Source organism: Rhizobium sp. Root708 (assembly GCF_001429725.1).
In the GTDB taxonomy this organism is placed as follows: Bacteria; Pseudomonadota; Alphaproteobacteria; order Rhizobiales; family Rhizobiaceae; genus Rhizobium.
Genome location: NZ_LMHV01000004.1, coordinates 215,571 through 228,025, shown reverse-complemented (window position 1 = coordinate 228,025; position 12,455 = coordinate 215,571). Strand labels below are relative to the sequence as shown.

Genomic DNA, 12,455 nt, shown 5'->3' with positions numbered 1-12,455 from the left:
GTCTCCGCCAATTGCCTCACCGCAGCCCGATGCCGATGAGAGACGCATCATTGCCCCGTCTTCACGTAACGGCAATGAACCCCTCGCGAATCGCAATATCAAGCAGCTCATCGATGAAATCGCCGAGCGGCCCGGACGCCTTGGCGATCGGCGCGACGCGCCTGTTGACGTCTTCGATCGTCACGCCCGGCGTGCGCCATGTTCCGCCATCGGTCAGAAAGTTGTGCAGCGTCGGCTGCAGCCGGTCCATCGCATTCGCGAATCGGGCCTCGCTCGTTTCCTTCGCCTCGAACTCGTCCCAGAGCCCGCGGTATTCGAGCGCCTGGTCGTCGGGCAGCAGGCTGAATATCCGCTCGGCGGCCCGCAATTCGCGCTCCGCCTGGTCGAGAACCGCGCTTTTGTCAAAGGCGAACGTATCCCCGGCATCGATCTCGACGACGTCGTGGATCAGGAGCATCCTCAGCACCTTCGAAAGATCGATCGGCTTTCTCGAATATTCGGCCAGGATAGACGCCATCAGGGCCAGCTCCCAGGTATGCTCGGCATCGTTTTCCACCCGCGAGCGGTCGAGCAGGCGCGTCCTGCGCAGCACCGTCTTCAGTTTTTCCGCCTCGACGATGAACGTCAGCTGGGCAACGAGCCGTTCCCGACCGGTAAAGCCGCTGAGCAGGGCGGCCGCAGAAGTATTCGACATCTTTTCCTCGCAAGCCAGTTCGCCGCATCGCAAAGACTGCGATAGCGATCCCGCCGATAAAGCCGGAAAAGAGGGATGGCGCAAGGCGTGAACCAAGCCCGGCGGCCGGATCAGACCGGTCGCATGCGCGGATGGTTCACTTCTTGATGGTCGTGGCGCTAAGCACCCGGTCGCCCGGCTTGATACCAAGCTTCGCGGTGACGCCCGCGTTGAGTTCGACGACGTATTTCACCGCGGTAACCGAATCGATGATGTCCTCGGAATAGGGAACGGCATTCTGCTTGATGCCGCGAATGATGCCCGCGGCGTCTACGAACAGCATGTCGAGAGGCAGGATGGTATTCTCCATCCACATCTGCACCCGCCGCGAGGTCCCGAAGTCGAAGATCATGCCGGCGTCTTCGGCCATCTCCTTGCGGTACATCAGCCCGCGCTGGCGCTGCTCGTTGGTATCGGCAATCTCGACGGTGAAGTTCAGCCGCTTGCCCGCCGCCGTCTGGATGATCAGCGGTTCAGTGTCGAATTTGACCGGCTGCTGCGCGAAAACCGCCGGCGCAACCATCAAAAAAAGCGCCACGAGGGCGCCTTTCGCGACATGACTGAATGACATCGGCATCAGTGTGCACGGCCCACGGGGCTCGGATTGTCCGGATGGATTTCCGCCGCCATCAGGCCCTTGTCGCCGTCGCCGTAGCGAACCAGAACGACCTGCCCCGGACGCAGCTCCGTAAGCCCGAAACGACGAAGCGTTTCCATGTGAATGAAGATGTCCTCGGTGCCCTCGCCCCGCGTCAGGAATCCGAAGCCCTTGGTGCGGTTGAACCACTTCACCAGCGCGCGTTCGAGGCCGCTTGTGGGGGTTACCTGCACGTGGGTACGCACCGGAGGCAGCTGCGAAGGATGTACCGCTGTTGACTGATCCATGGAAAGAATTTTGAACGCTTGATAGCCGCGTTCGCGCCGCTGGATGAGCGCGACGATCCGCGTTCCTTCCAGAATTGTCTGATATCCATCGCGTCGCAAGCACGTTACGTGCAGCAAAACATCCTGCATTCCGTTGTCAGGAATGATGAAACCGAAGCCCTTCGCGACATCGAACCACTTGACAATGCCAGTGATTTCAATGAGATCGACCGCTTCCCCCGCGAGTTGATCGAGGTCGGTGAATTCCTTAGATGAAATTCTGTCAGCCATTTCGCCAGCCCCTCAATACGCGTCACACTGTTACGGTTAACTGATTCTTGAGATCGAGATTAACATGTTGGTAACGGATTAGCGCAAGTCCTACTTTTCGATTATTCCCAGTTGCCAATCTTAACCCGCAGCCTTGCCTGAAACTGGCGGCCGGACACATTAGAAATCAACCTGCATTTAAGAGAGGAAACATAATGCGCTATCTCCACACCATGGTCCGCGTGAAGGATCTGGACGCTTCGCTGCACTTCTACACGACGCTGTTCGGGCTCGAGGAAGTTCGCCGCATCGACAACGAAAAGGGGCGCTTCACGCTCGTTTTCCTGGCCGCTCCCGGGGACAAGGGCGACGCCCAGGCAAAGGGCGCTCCCTGCCTGGAACTGACCTATAACTGGGACGCGGAAGACTACACCGGCGGCCGCAATTTCGGTCATCTGGCCTACGAGGTCGACGACATCTATGCGACCTGCCAGAAGCTGATGGACAACGGCGTCATCATCAACCGCCCACCGCGCGACGGTCACATGGCCTTTGTCCGCTCGCCTGACGGTATCTCGATCGAAATCCTGCAGAAGGGCGGCAGCCTTCCCGCGGCCGAGCCGTGGTCGTCGATGGCCAATACCGGCGCCTGGTAAGCCGAGGCTTTTGCGAGGCTTGCGGCTTTTTCGATTTCGGGCGGGCGTGCTCGGATCGCGCTTGCCGCTGGCCACCCTCGCGGGCACTCTCCAGCCGACTCGTGGGCAATTTGCGTGGTTTCAGCCCGCATCTCGTCCCCCTTATTGGAGAATGCTCGCTTGCACGCTTTGGAAAAGCGCATGCCCCTCGGGGCTGTCCTTCTCTTGACCGCTTCCGCACTGGCCCTCGCCGGCTGCGTATCCGAGAAGAAGACGGCCGACGTCGCTGCCGACGCGGCCGTTCCGGTTGCGGCGGCACCAGTCGCCCCGGCAACGGCGGCGAACGCGGCCGCCGGGACGACCTATCAGGATCCACAGGTAACGAACGTTTCGGGCGCGCAGGCACAAGCACAGGCGCCGATGGCTCAGCAGCAGATGGTTGCCGGGTCGGCCGGCACGGCTCCCGCCAACATCGGCGGCCTCGCCCTGCAGTCGACGGGCATAAACGCCCAGGCGATGAGTATCTTCTCCGCGCGTCGTCCGCCGCAGAACAACGCGACGTCGACGGTCCTGCAGCAGGACGGCAGCTCCGCCTATGCGCCCGTTGGCGTCAGCCCTGCGCGCTCCAGCGTCTACAGCACCCAGTCTCCTGTCGAACAGGGCCAACAGGGCCAGGTACTGCTTCCGCAGCAATCCTCGCAGAACACCAGCACGCACATCGACCCGACACAGACTGCGTCGCTCGCAACCGGCGCCCTGCCGGGCCAGACGATGAACGCGCTCTACAGCGCGCCGAAGCAGAACCTGCTCGGCAGCCTTTCCGGCCTGCTGCAGAAGGCGTCGCTGCCGGGCATGACGCGCATCGCGCCGAACGGCCTTCATATCCAGAACGACAAGGTCGAGGTCGCCTGCTTCAAGCCCAACCTGATGAACGTCATCAAGGCCGTGGAAACCCATTTCGGAAAGCCCGTCCTCGTCACATCGGGCTATCGTGATCCCGAGCACAATCGCATGGTCGGCGGCGCCGAGGAATCGATGCACAAGACCTGCGACGCGGCCGACATCAAGGTCGACGGCATCTCCAAGTGGGACATTGCCAGCTTCATACGCTCCATGCCCGACAAGGGTGGCGTCGGCACTTATTGCCACACGGATTCCGTTCACGTCGACACCGGCAAGAACCGCGACTGGAACTGGGGCTGCGGGCGCCGCTCAGCGCCTGACGTCGTTGCCCGGGCGCTCTGAACGCCCTCACCTAAAGCAATCTGACTCAACGTAACGCGCCTCGAAGGCGCGCGAACAGTTACGCCTAGCGGCTTGATTCGCCGTCAGGAATGACCATCCACAGCGCCGAAGAGTAATCTGTCATTTTTTTGTAGAAAATCAAAATTGCCGCTTGCGGGATTCAGAAGGCCTGACTATAAGGGCGCCACCACGAAGGAAGCGCCCTTCGTCTATCGGTTAGGACACCAGATTTTCATTCTGGGAAGAGGGGTTCGACTCCCCTAGGGCGTGCCAACGCGTACTGAATGAGATGTACGCACTCTTCGAATGAAATCACCCTGCCCCGAGATTGCCGCGCTGTCGTCCCGCGTACTGCTTGCTTTGTGACTTTCGGAGCGCGTCGCCTTCAACGTTGGAGGCTACCGGCAGCAGCGAGTATTTCCGCGGCGTTTGGAAAGATGCAGAGGCCGTCAGGCCCGTCGCGTGCTTCGATTTGCACCCAGCGAACAATGCCATCGCCGTCGACGAGGAAGTGCCCGACAAGCTGTGTCGGATGGCTAGCGAAGACGGCATGATCAACGTCCGTAAGCTCGAAGCCGTCTCTGGCGTTGAGCAGGACATTGGCCGCCATCGGGTGCAACGCTTCCGGCAATTCGCCGGTCGGGTTGATGCGAGCGGCCTCGAATTGCTCCATGCTTGCCTGATAGGGCCATGTCGGCTTCTCGCCGCTGTCTTCGGACAGGAATTCGCCGTACGGCACGCCAAATGCCCTGTGCGCGGAGCAATCCTGGTCACAGAGGAGCAAGGACGGTGTCGGCCTGTGCTCGAAATAGATGCGGGCGCGCGCCACCGGCGTGTTGATCACGGCAACCGTTTCGACCCCCGCAGCGCGCAAGGCAGGCTGTAGACGACCGAGTTGCCCCACTTGGCGCCGGCAAAATGGGCAGTGCAAACCGCGGAAGAAGGCGATCAGAAAAGGGTGACCGCGCAAGCTCGCGAGAGAAACCGTTCCGTCTTGATTTGCCGACGGAAGTGCGAAGGCGGGCGCGTGTTCCCCCGGTTGCAGCGGGCGCTTCTGGTCTCCCATGGCATTTGTCCTTTGTAAGGCACTGGTGAATGCTGGGCGTGATCCAAGTCCCAACACCTATCATGCCACGGCACCGCTCGCTATGTTCATGGTGGAACGTCCGGGAGCTCTCAGATTAAGAACGCAAGCAGCTCATAGAGGAGGTGGCCCCTGAATGGCTTGGCACCGCCTTTGACGGCAAGTTCAATTTGGTCGGAACAGATGACCGCTACCGGCCTAAACCGGCCTGTCGCTAGGGATCGAAGGTCTTTATTTCGTGATGCATCCATGCGACCAATCCTGGCGACGCAGCAACTGCAGAGGGCTATCAATGCGCCTGCGCAAAACGACCGTCGTTGCCTTGTCGATGCTTGCTTCGGCATCCGCGGCGCAGAACGCCGTTGCGGCTGGTTCGATAATCCGGCAACCGGGAAGTGGACGCTCTACGACGCTGAGCGCGCCTGGCAGATCATGTTCTCAGGCGCCGGCGGCAAACCTGTGCAAGGCATGAACAAGATTCCCGACCTGACCCGGGGAGAATACGTCCACACCTTCGCAATCCATGGCTACGCCTGCGCCTGCATGGAGGTCGACACCCACGAGGAGTCGATCACGCGGATTCACGCTGTCCGGCAACTGCCGCTTTCCAGATGCGACAAGGACCCTGCGATCAAATACTTCCTCTCGACGGAATGAACGAGGGTCTCCGCCCGTCAGCCTTGGCAGTCGTCTAGGCCGACAGCCAAGGGCCGAACAATCAAAGCCTACCACTTCACCCGCAGGCCCGCGGTGCCGCCGATGGCATAGCTGTCACCGACATTCTCGACCGACGATCGGGCGATCACCTCACCATAGACCGATGTGCGGCCGTCGTTCCAGCTATAGGAGCCGCCAAGCGTGATGCCGGCCGCCAGCTGGTCGTTGTCGGTCGCGAAGCGGACGTCGGCGACATTGAGGGCGGAGCCATCGAGGAACTCGTAGTAGAGATCGGCGGAGCCATAGAACTTCGCGTTTACGGCCTTGCCGTCGGCCTGCTTCCAGCTTTCGTCGTGGTCCAGCGCCACGCCGATGCGGCCGTTCAGGCTGTCGCCGCGATCAAGCGAAATAGGAGCGCCGAAGCGATCGTGGAAATCGACGAAGTTGACGGACGAGTAGACGAGCTGCGCCTGCGGCGTGATCGTCCATGCGCCCGCTGTCGCGAAGCGCCGGCCGGTCTCGATGCTGAGCGCATAGCCGAAGCCGCTATTGCTGTCTTTCAGGTTCCCATCCACCAGATCGGATTTCAGGTTCGTATCGAAAACCGTCGCCTGGCTGAGTGCATCCGCATAGAAGCCGTCTTCGCCGTACCATGTCAGCGTCGCCCCGACGCCGTATCCGACCGTGTCGACCGTGCCGTTGCCATAGATCGAGCTGACATCACCCGAGATCGATGTGGTTGGGTTTTCTATCGCCGACCTGCAGCGCGCCCACGTCGAGCGCCAGGAGGAATGGTGCCCGGATCAGAAGCCCGACCTGCCTTTGCGGGGCAATGAGCTGGGCGGTGAGTGTGGAGAAGCTCAGAACGTCATCAAGAAGCTTGAGCGCGAGCGGCACGGCTGGCGCGGCTCTCGCGATGCCGTCGAGCACCTTGCCGAAGAGCTTGGCGATGTCATCCACTGTGCTGTTCTCTGCGCCATCACTGCCGGCATCGACTTGGAGCCGGCAGTCTTCGCCAAGTTCAACAGCACCAGCGAAAAGAACGGTCTCGCGACCAAAATCCAAGCCGCCCTTAGTTCGGCGGAGGCGGAAGGATGATACTACGCCAGAATGTGGACCTCATTTGCGGCAGCGATAAAGGCCTCCCGAGCTTGCTCGAGCGATCCGTACTGCTCGATCGCATCTTTGCACGCAAGTCTCGCTTGCTCGAAATGCTGGCCACGCTCGGCTGGCCATCTATTCGAGAGATAAGTCATCGCGTCGTGCGGGCCGTCTATCACTTCCGTCATGCCTCGACTGATACGCACGTAAACAGGGGTATCCCACAAGGAAAGGTTCGCAGCGTCGTCTCGTTGCTGGCTCATGGTTTTCCTCCAACCGAAAATTGGCGAGGATATAATCTAGAACGCGCCCTTCGTCTTTCAAGTCAAAAACCAGTGTGCCGGAAGGACGTCCGCATATCATCCTTTCCAGCCGCGGCTGCGACAAAAGTCCTCCGCTGCCTCGTACGCGGTCGGTCTATCAATGAAACGCCCCAGGAAAGTGAGCTCCCCACGAAAGTTGACGATCACGCTTCGCGTCGAGCTATCGTAGAAAACAATCATGTCCGGTTCGTAAGGGATGGTGCTGGGCATGAGCCGCTCCGCGCATCCGAGAGAGCTCAGTTATCTCCCGGCCGCCTAGACTTCGACGATGATGAGAATATAGAGCACGTCTCAGATAAGCGTAGCGCACCGCCGATCGCGGCTACCCCATCGCCCGTAGAGAGGCGGACGCCTGTGCCGCCGGCGGTTGAACCGGTACCACCACGGATGGTTCCGTTGTTGATGAGCCTTATGGGGCCTGCAGTCGCTATTCCGCCCAGATTTGACCGATCCCTCCAGATCCAGCAGAACCATCTCCGCCTTGGATCACACCATTGTTGATGAGTTCGCCACCAAGGATGGCTTGGAGAGACCCGAGCCCCCAACTGTACTCGAGCCGCCGGTCACGCTTCCATTATTCACGAAAGAGACCGGACCATTAAAATAGACGCCGGTGCCTGGGGTAGCCGTACCAGCACCCCCGGTGATTGAGCCGTTGTTGAGCAATGTCCCGAGCCCCGACGCGTTGTCGAACAAGAACCCGCGTTGACCTGTGGCACCAACAATCGTGCCAGAGAAAGTCACTGCCTTATCAGTCGACCCGCCTAAATCGACACCGCCCATGGTGAAGCCTCGGGTATCGATAATGATCGGCTTCGTGGGAGATGTAAGGGTGGTCCCGATAGCGAAGCTACCAGTCAGCGTGATGGTCGCGTTCGCATCGCCATCAGCGTCTGCCGCAGCAATGGCGTTGTTCAACTCAGTCTCGCTACCCGCAGTGTAGCTAGCCGCCGATGCCGGACAGAGGGCTGCCACTGACTGCCATCGCTGCAAAGCTCAAGCCAGCAAAAAACACCGTCTTTCGAGAATTAAGAATACCGCGCACGCCGCCTGCCTCATCGCTGTAAAGTTGTTTTTTAAACGAATTTGAGTTTGCGCGGTATGTCGCTGGTTCGTGCGCCGATCGCAAGAAGGTGAAAAAGGAACTACCGAGTACAGCAAATTCTTGCCGTGACTCAGTGTCTGCGTCGCAACAGATATTATATATTTATATCAACGAATTAACTGATTTTTAGGGCGTCACCGCGAGTTCTTGGGGACGAGAATTCCGGGTCGTCGACCGCTATGGAGTAGGTGTCCACACCTCAAGCCCGCCTCTGAGAGCGAGAAAATCTCGCGTTTTCCGAAGATCGGAAAAATCTCCCTATGGTAGTACCCGAGGCTTTTCGCCACGAGAATTCCCCTGCCCGGCGTCCAGAACTGATTTTTGGACGCAGCTGGAAAGGGCGAACACAGTGTCATTTTGTGTAGAAGAAGCGCCTTGCTTCCGGATGGGTTCCCCGGATCTGGCGCGTGCCACCTCGGCCGAAATTCGCTCATAACGATCATGGACGTGCCCATCATGGCGACGATGCGTGCGCGATAGCTCCGGCGTGTTGTCCTGCGGTCAAGCTCGCAATTTTAGCGCCTCCCTGACGCCCTCCGCTGCATCAGGTCGGTTCCTATGCCGGACCTCGCTCCGATCCGCCCCAGGACGCGGCTGGCGTTTCCAACCGTTAACGTTGAACGGAGACCCCGGCCCTTTGTCCGGCCTGGATCACACCTCCGTCCGATGTCCGCGCATAGACGTCCACTGGCTCGCCGAGACCTCGCAGCGGAAACGCCCCGAGGCTTTCCATCGCGGCGCCGCAGCCGGCCATCTCCACGAATGCGCGCGAGAACAGCACCGGCCGCTTGATTTCCTTGGTGAGACTTTCCAGCCGCGACGCGACGTTGACCGCGGGGCCAATGACCGTGAAATCAAGGCGGCGGCGCGAGCCGATATTGCCGTACATCACGTCACCCACATGCACGCCGATGCCGAAGCGGAGAACCTCGCGACCATCTTGTTCGTTCCGCGTGTTGAGGTCCCGCATGGCGTCCTCGGCTTCGCGGATCGCCGAAAGCAGGTTGCCGCAGGCGTCCGGATTGCTGAGCGGAAAGATCGCCAGCATGCCGTCACCCATGAATTTCAGGATCTCGCCGCCATGCCGCTCGATCGGCTCCGACATCGCATCGAAGTAGTCGTTCAGCAATTCGATAACGTCGTCTCTCGGCCACTGATCGGAGATCGTCGTAAAATCGCGCAGGTCGCAGATCAGGATCGCCGCGCCGACCGTGGCGCCGCTGCCGCGCGTCGTCGCACCGGCAAGGATCTGCTCGCTCGCATGTGGGCCGACATAGGTCTGCAGCAAGGTGCGCGCCAGGATGTTCTTGAGGCGAATCTCGGTCACCAGCGTCAGGGCCGGCAGGAGATCCCTGAGGAATTCGACATCCTCGTCTGAAAAGCCGCCCGGTTGGTCGCTGGAGAAGGTAACGATATGCCGCTTGCCGAGCGTATGATCCATCGGCCAGGCCAGATATTCGGTCAGGCCCTCGCGCCTCAGTTCATCGTAGAACTCGTGGTGGCCGTCGCCATCGCGCATCGCCTCGAGGTTCTTCCGCACCTCGTTCGCGCCGCTGAAGATCTCGTTGACCGGGCTCTTCAGAAATTGCGGCGTGTTCTCTATGCCGTAACCGAAGGTGGCGATCTTCGCTTCCGTCATTCCCGTGGCCCAGAGAATACGGGCGCCCAGCCACTGCGGATGATGCGTTCGAAAATGCATCGTCGCGCGTGCCACGGGAACGTCCTGCGCACGCAGTTTTTCGCACATCTGGACAAGCAGGTTGTCGATGAAACGTTCGTTGCGGGTGTCGTTGATCAGCCAGTCGAGGATCTGCCGTCGGCGCTTCGGCCACATGCCGCCGCGCGGGCTGTCGTCTTCCAGAACAAGGCTCGTCTGGGATTGCATTGCAAAACTCCAAAAACGGTCGCGGGAGCGACCTTGCAGTATGAGATCGATATTAAGTCTACGCTCTTAGATGGTATCTCCGACGGCGAATGGAATGCCGGAAACGACGATTGCCAGAGACAGAAGATTATTCGAGGATCGCGCGAACGGTGTCGATCGTCTCGGCGCTCGATGCCAGCGGACGATATTCCAAACCGATCGCGCCTGTGTATCCGGCACCGACAAGCCAGTTGACGCGATGTCTGAGATCGACATTGCCACGGCCGGGTTCATTTCGGCCCGGATGGTCCGCGACGTGAATGTGGAAAACGCGGCTGATGTCGTCACCGATAACAGTCGGCGTATCCTCGCCCATCACCGCCGAGTGGTACACATCGTAGACGATGCCGATTTCAGGCCGTCCGGTTTCTCTTGCGATATCGAGCCCTTCGACAGTCGAGGGAAGAAAGTAGCCCACATGGTCGATCAGCGTGTTCAGCGGTTCGACACCGAGCCGCACGCCGCTGCCCTCGAGGACCTCGCCGGCGGCCGAAAGCGTGGTGACAAGAGCGTCGCGCTGCTCCTGCCTCGTCTTTCCCGCCAGGTCGTCGCCAGCCTGCGCAATCAGCGTATGAGCGCCGAGACGCCTGGCGATCTCCGCGGAGCGCTTCAGGCCCTCCAGAAAGGCTGCCTTGTTGGCGATGTCGGTCAATGGAATCATCGGCTCCGCCACGAAGCTGCTGAGCTCGATGCCGGTCTCGTTCAGCGCCCACTCGATGCTGCCGATATCCTTGTTCGTCCATTTCCAGAATTCGACGGCCTCCACGCCGCTCTCGTGGGCAAGCCGAATTCGATCGGCAAAATTCTCCGCCTCGGCGGCAAACAACCATTCAATACAGGCCGACAATCTCATGACGCTCTCGCTAACCGACGCAATGTTGCACCGGTGACATTACCGCACGCCGCCCGGCGGGCAAGCGGTAGTAGTCGGCAACCGGATTCACCAGGCAGTAAACCTTAGCGGCATGAACCGCCTGCAAACAGCAATAAGAAATCGCTCGGGGGTTGTGTCACGCATATCTCAAACCTACAAAGTAGGCTCAGGCATCGAGCCTGAACATTCCGGGGGGACATCATGAAGCTTGCGCCGCAGCACCGCATTTATATCTGCTTTTTCTTGTTTGCGGTGTCCATGGGTGCCCTCCTCGCCCGCATGCCCGACCTGCAGAGTTCGCTTGGGGTCGATCGCTCCGAACTTGGACTGACGCTCATCGGTGCGGCGATCGGCGCGCTGATCTCGCTGACCTTCGCATCACGTATCATCGCGCGCCTCGGCGCCCGCACGACCGCCTTCATCACCGTGCTCGGAACCTCCGCCCTGCTCGCCACGATCCCATGGCTGGCAAGCGCACCGCTGGTTTTCCTGATTCTGATCCTGGAGGGCCTGCTGGCCGGAGCGCTCGAAATAAATCTCAACGTCGAGATCGACCGCATCGAAGCGCAGCTCGGGCGTGGCGTGATGAACCGCGCACACGGCTTCTGGAGTCTCGGCTTCTTCCTGACCGCGTTCGTCGCCTCCGGCATAAGACAGGCGGGGATTTCGATGCAGCTCCACCTCCTGCTGACCTTCACCTTCGTCACCATCGTCGGCATCTGGGCGATTTCAGGCATGAAGAACGCGCCGGAGCGGCCCCAGCATGACGAGCAGAAGGCGCCGCTGATCGCGCTTCCGACCTGGGGGCTGCTGCCGCTCTGCGTCATCGGCATCGCGGCCTTCCTCGTCGAAGGCGCCGGCATCGACTGGTCGGCGATCTACATGCGCGACGTCTTCGCCTCGGAACCCTTCGTCGGTGGATTGGGACTGACGCTTTTCACCTTCTTCATGGCAGGCGCGCGGCTCTTCGTCGATCCGCAGGTCGATCGCTATGGGGCGCGCGCCGTCGCCGCGGTTCTGCTCCTCCTTGCAGCAATCGGCGTGATAGCGGTCTGGGCCGCCCCTTACCCTTACGTCGCCCTGATCGGCTTTTCGCTCATGGGCGCCGGCTGCAGCGCGGTCTACCCGCTTGCCGTCTCCGCCGCCGCCCAACGGACGGATCGCCCGGCGCATGTCAATGTTGCCGCACTTGGCCAGATGTCCTTCGTCGTATTCTTCCTCGCCCCGCCGCTGCTTGGTTTCATCGCCGAGCACGCAGGCATCAAGACGGCCTATCTGGTCTGCCTGCCGCTGATCGTCTACGCGTTGTTCTGCATTCGCTCGCTGAAGGGAAAGTCACAAAGCGCGCGTCACGTAGCGGAAGCCGAGAAGCAGCCCTCGCGGGTGCCCGTCTAAACGGGTATCCGCCAACAGCCCCAGGGCGCTTCCCCACAGCCTCGACACGCACTCTTAAACCGATGAAATGCAGCGGCGTCAGCGCCGCTGGCAGCGCCGAATCACGACGTCTCGACGCGACAGGCCAAGCGGCGGCTTCGAACTTCACGTTACGTTAGATTGAGCGTCTGAGGCCCTTCAGGGCCTAAATTCGACAATCAGCGTAAGAATTTGTTTTCTGGAAGAAAATGGTAGGTGATGTAGGG

14 protein-coding genes and 1 tRNA gene are annotated in these 12,455 nt (G+C 60.3%); 6 read left to right on the top strand and 9 right to left on the bottom strand.

Annotated elements, in window-relative coordinates; genetic code table 11:
• Positions 1-61: 61 nt before the first annotated feature.
• The 3 genes from ASE04_RS05210 to ASE04_RS05200 form a co-directional block, all read right to left on the bottom strand.
• A complete protein-coding gene (locus ASE04_RS05210) occupies positions 62-694 on the bottom strand; it encodes an HD domain-containing protein (protein WP_056813039.1) in 633 nt (210 codons plus the stop codon).
• A gap of 136 nt (positions 695-830) precedes the next feature.
• Complete coding sequence (locus tag ASE04_RS05205) at positions 831-1,310, bottom strand: DUF192 domain-containing protein (protein ID WP_056813036.1); 480 nt, start codon at positions 1,308-1,310, stop codon at positions 831-833.
• Entirely contained in the window at positions 1,310-1,888 is a 579-nt protein-coding gene (locus ASE04_RS05200; RefSeq protein ID WP_056813033.1) for a cold-shock protein, read from the bottom strand. The genes ASE04_RS05205 and ASE04_RS05200 overlap by 1 nt, the downstream gene beginning before the upstream one ends.
• Before the next feature lie 194 nt (positions 1,889-2,082).
• Between ASE04_RS05200 and gloA the strand changes: the two genes are divergently transcribed.
• The 3 genes from gloA to ASE04_RS05185 all read left to right on the top strand — a co-directional run bounded on the left by gloA (position 2,083) and on the right by ASE04_RS05185 (position 4,020).
• Positions 2,083-2,523, top strand: a complete 441-nt coding sequence (gene gloA / locus ASE04_RS05195; RefSeq protein ID WP_056813030.1) for a lactoylglutathione lyase — start codon at positions 2,083-2,085, stop codon at positions 2,521-2,523.
• Positions 2,524-2,682: 159 nt separating this feature from the next.
• Positions 2,683-3,747 carry a D-Ala-D-Ala carboxypeptidase family metallohydrolase gene (locus ASE04_RS05190; RefSeq protein ID WP_056813028.1) on the top strand — a complete coding sequence of 355 codons (1,065 nt, stop codon included), beginning with the start codon at positions 2,683-2,685 and terminating at the stop codon, positions 3,745-3,747.
• Between the two features lie 198 nt (positions 3,748-3,945).
• Positions 3,946-4,020: transfer RNA gene (locus ASE04_RS05185), tRNA-Glu, on the top strand.
• Positions 4,021-4,132: 112 nt separating this feature from the next.
• Here ASE04_RS05185 and ASE04_RS05180 read toward each other — a convergent pair.
• Positions 4,133-4,813, bottom strand: coding sequence for a peroxiredoxin-like family protein (locus ASE04_RS05180; protein WP_056813025.1), 681 nt, complete (start codon positions 4,811-4,813; stop codon positions 4,133-4,135).
• Positions 4,814-5,080: 267 nt separating this feature from the next.
• Here ASE04_RS05180 and ASE04_RS05175 point away from each other — a divergent pair, with 267 nt between their 5' ends.
• A complete protein-coding gene (locus ASE04_RS05175; RefSeq protein WP_244490339.1) occupies positions 5,081-5,488 on the top strand; it encodes a DUF4087 domain-containing protein in 408 nt (135 codons plus the stop codon).
• 68 nt (positions 5,489-5,556) lie between these two features.
• Here ASE04_RS05175 and ASE04_RS05170 read toward each other — a convergent pair whose 3' ends face one another.
• Entirely contained in the window at positions 5,557-6,219 is a 663-nt protein-coding gene (locus ASE04_RS05170; RefSeq protein ID WP_274533864.1) for an autotransporter outer membrane beta-barrel domain-containing protein, read from the bottom strand.
• A 4-nt stretch (positions 6,220-6,223) separates the two neighbouring features.
• Between ASE04_RS05170 and ASE04_RS29850 the strand changes: the two genes are divergently transcribed.
• Positions 6,224-6,586, top strand: coding sequence for a MazG-like family protein (locus tag ASE04_RS29850; protein ID WP_162260513.1), 363 nt, complete (start codon positions 6,224-6,226; stop codon positions 6,584-6,586).
• Positions 6,587-6,588: 2 nt separating this feature from the next.
• Here the strand turns inward: ASE04_RS29850 and ASE04_RS05160 are convergent, their stop codons facing one another.
• The 4 genes from ASE04_RS05160 to ASE04_RS05145 all read right to left on the bottom strand — a co-directional run bounded on the left by ASE04_RS05160 (position 6,589) and on the right by ASE04_RS05145 (position 10,794).
• Positions 6,589-6,852, bottom strand: a complete 264-nt coding sequence (locus ASE04_RS05160) for a DUF982 domain-containing protein (RefSeq protein ID WP_056813017.1) — start codon at positions 6,850-6,852, stop codon at positions 6,589-6,591.
• A gap of 546 nt (positions 6,853-7,398) precedes the next feature.
• On the bottom strand, positions 7,399-7,830 hold the full coding sequence (locus ASE04_RS05155; RefSeq protein ID WP_056813015.1) for a hypothetical protein: 432 nt from the start codon (positions 7,828-7,830) through the stop codon (positions 7,399-7,401).
• Positions 7,831-8,627: 797 nt separating this feature from the next.
• On the bottom strand, positions 8,628-9,902 hold the full coding sequence (locus ASE04_RS05150) for an adenylate/guanylate cyclase domain-containing protein (RefSeq protein WP_056813012.1): 1,275 nt from the start codon (positions 9,900-9,902) through the stop codon (positions 8,628-8,630).
• 127 nt (positions 9,903-10,029) lie between these two features.
• Positions 10,030-10,794 (bottom strand): TIM barrel protein, encoded by a 765-nt coding sequence (locus tag ASE04_RS05145; RefSeq protein ID WP_056813010.1) that lies wholly within the window; start codon positions 10,792-10,794, stop codon positions 10,030-10,032.
• 222 nt (positions 10,795-11,016) lie between these two features.
• Between ASE04_RS05145 and ASE04_RS05140 the strand changes: the two genes are divergently transcribed.
• Positions 11,017-12,210 carry an MFS transporter gene (locus ASE04_RS05140; RefSeq protein WP_056813007.1) on the top strand — a complete coding sequence of 398 codons (1,194 nt, stop codon included), beginning with the start codon at positions 11,017-11,019 and terminating at the stop codon, positions 12,208-12,210.
• Positions 12,211-12,455 lie beyond the last annotated feature (245 nt).

Excerpts from the sequence above, each read along its gene's own strand:
- ASE04_RS05210 (WP_056813039.1), bottom strand. The coding sequence starts at position 694 with ATGTCGAATACTTCTGCGGCCGCCCTGCTCAGCGGCTTTACCGGTCGG.
- ASE04_RS05205 (WP_056813036.1), bottom strand. The coding sequence starts at position 1,310 with ATGCCGATGTCATTCAGTCATGTCGCGAAAGGCGCCCTCGTGGCGCTT.
- ASE04_RS05200 (WP_056813033.1), bottom strand. The coding sequence starts at position 1,888 with ATGGCTGACAGAATTTCATCTAAGGAATTCACCGACCTCGATCAACTC.
- gloA (WP_056813030.1), top strand. The coding sequence starts at position 2,083 with ATGCGCTATCTCCACACCATGGTCCGCGTGAAGGATCTGGACGCTTCG.
- ASE04_RS05180 (WP_056813025.1), bottom strand. The coding sequence starts at position 4,813 with ATGGGAGACCAGAAGCGCCCGCTGCAACCGGGGGAACACGCGCCCGCC.
- ASE04_RS05175 (WP_244490339.1), top strand. The coding sequence starts at position 5,081 with ATGCGACCAATCCTGGCGACGCAGCAACTGCAGAGGGCTATCAATGCG.
- ASE04_RS05160 (WP_056813017.1), bottom strand. The coding sequence starts at position 6,852 with ATGAGCCAGCAACGAGACGACGCTGCGAACCTTTCCTTGTGGGATACC.
- ASE04_RS05150 (WP_056813012.1), bottom strand. The coding sequence starts at position 9,902 with ATGCAATCCCAGACGAGCCTTGTTCTGGAAGACGACAGCCCGCGCGGC.
- ASE04_RS05145 (WP_056813010.1), bottom strand. The coding sequence starts at position 10,794 with ATGAGATTGTCGGCCTGTATTGAATGGTTGTTTGCCGCCGAGGCGGAG.
- ASE04_RS05140 (WP_056813007.1), top strand. The coding sequence starts at position 11,017 with ATGAAGCTTGCGCCGCAGCACCGCATTTATATCTGCTTTTTCTTGTTT.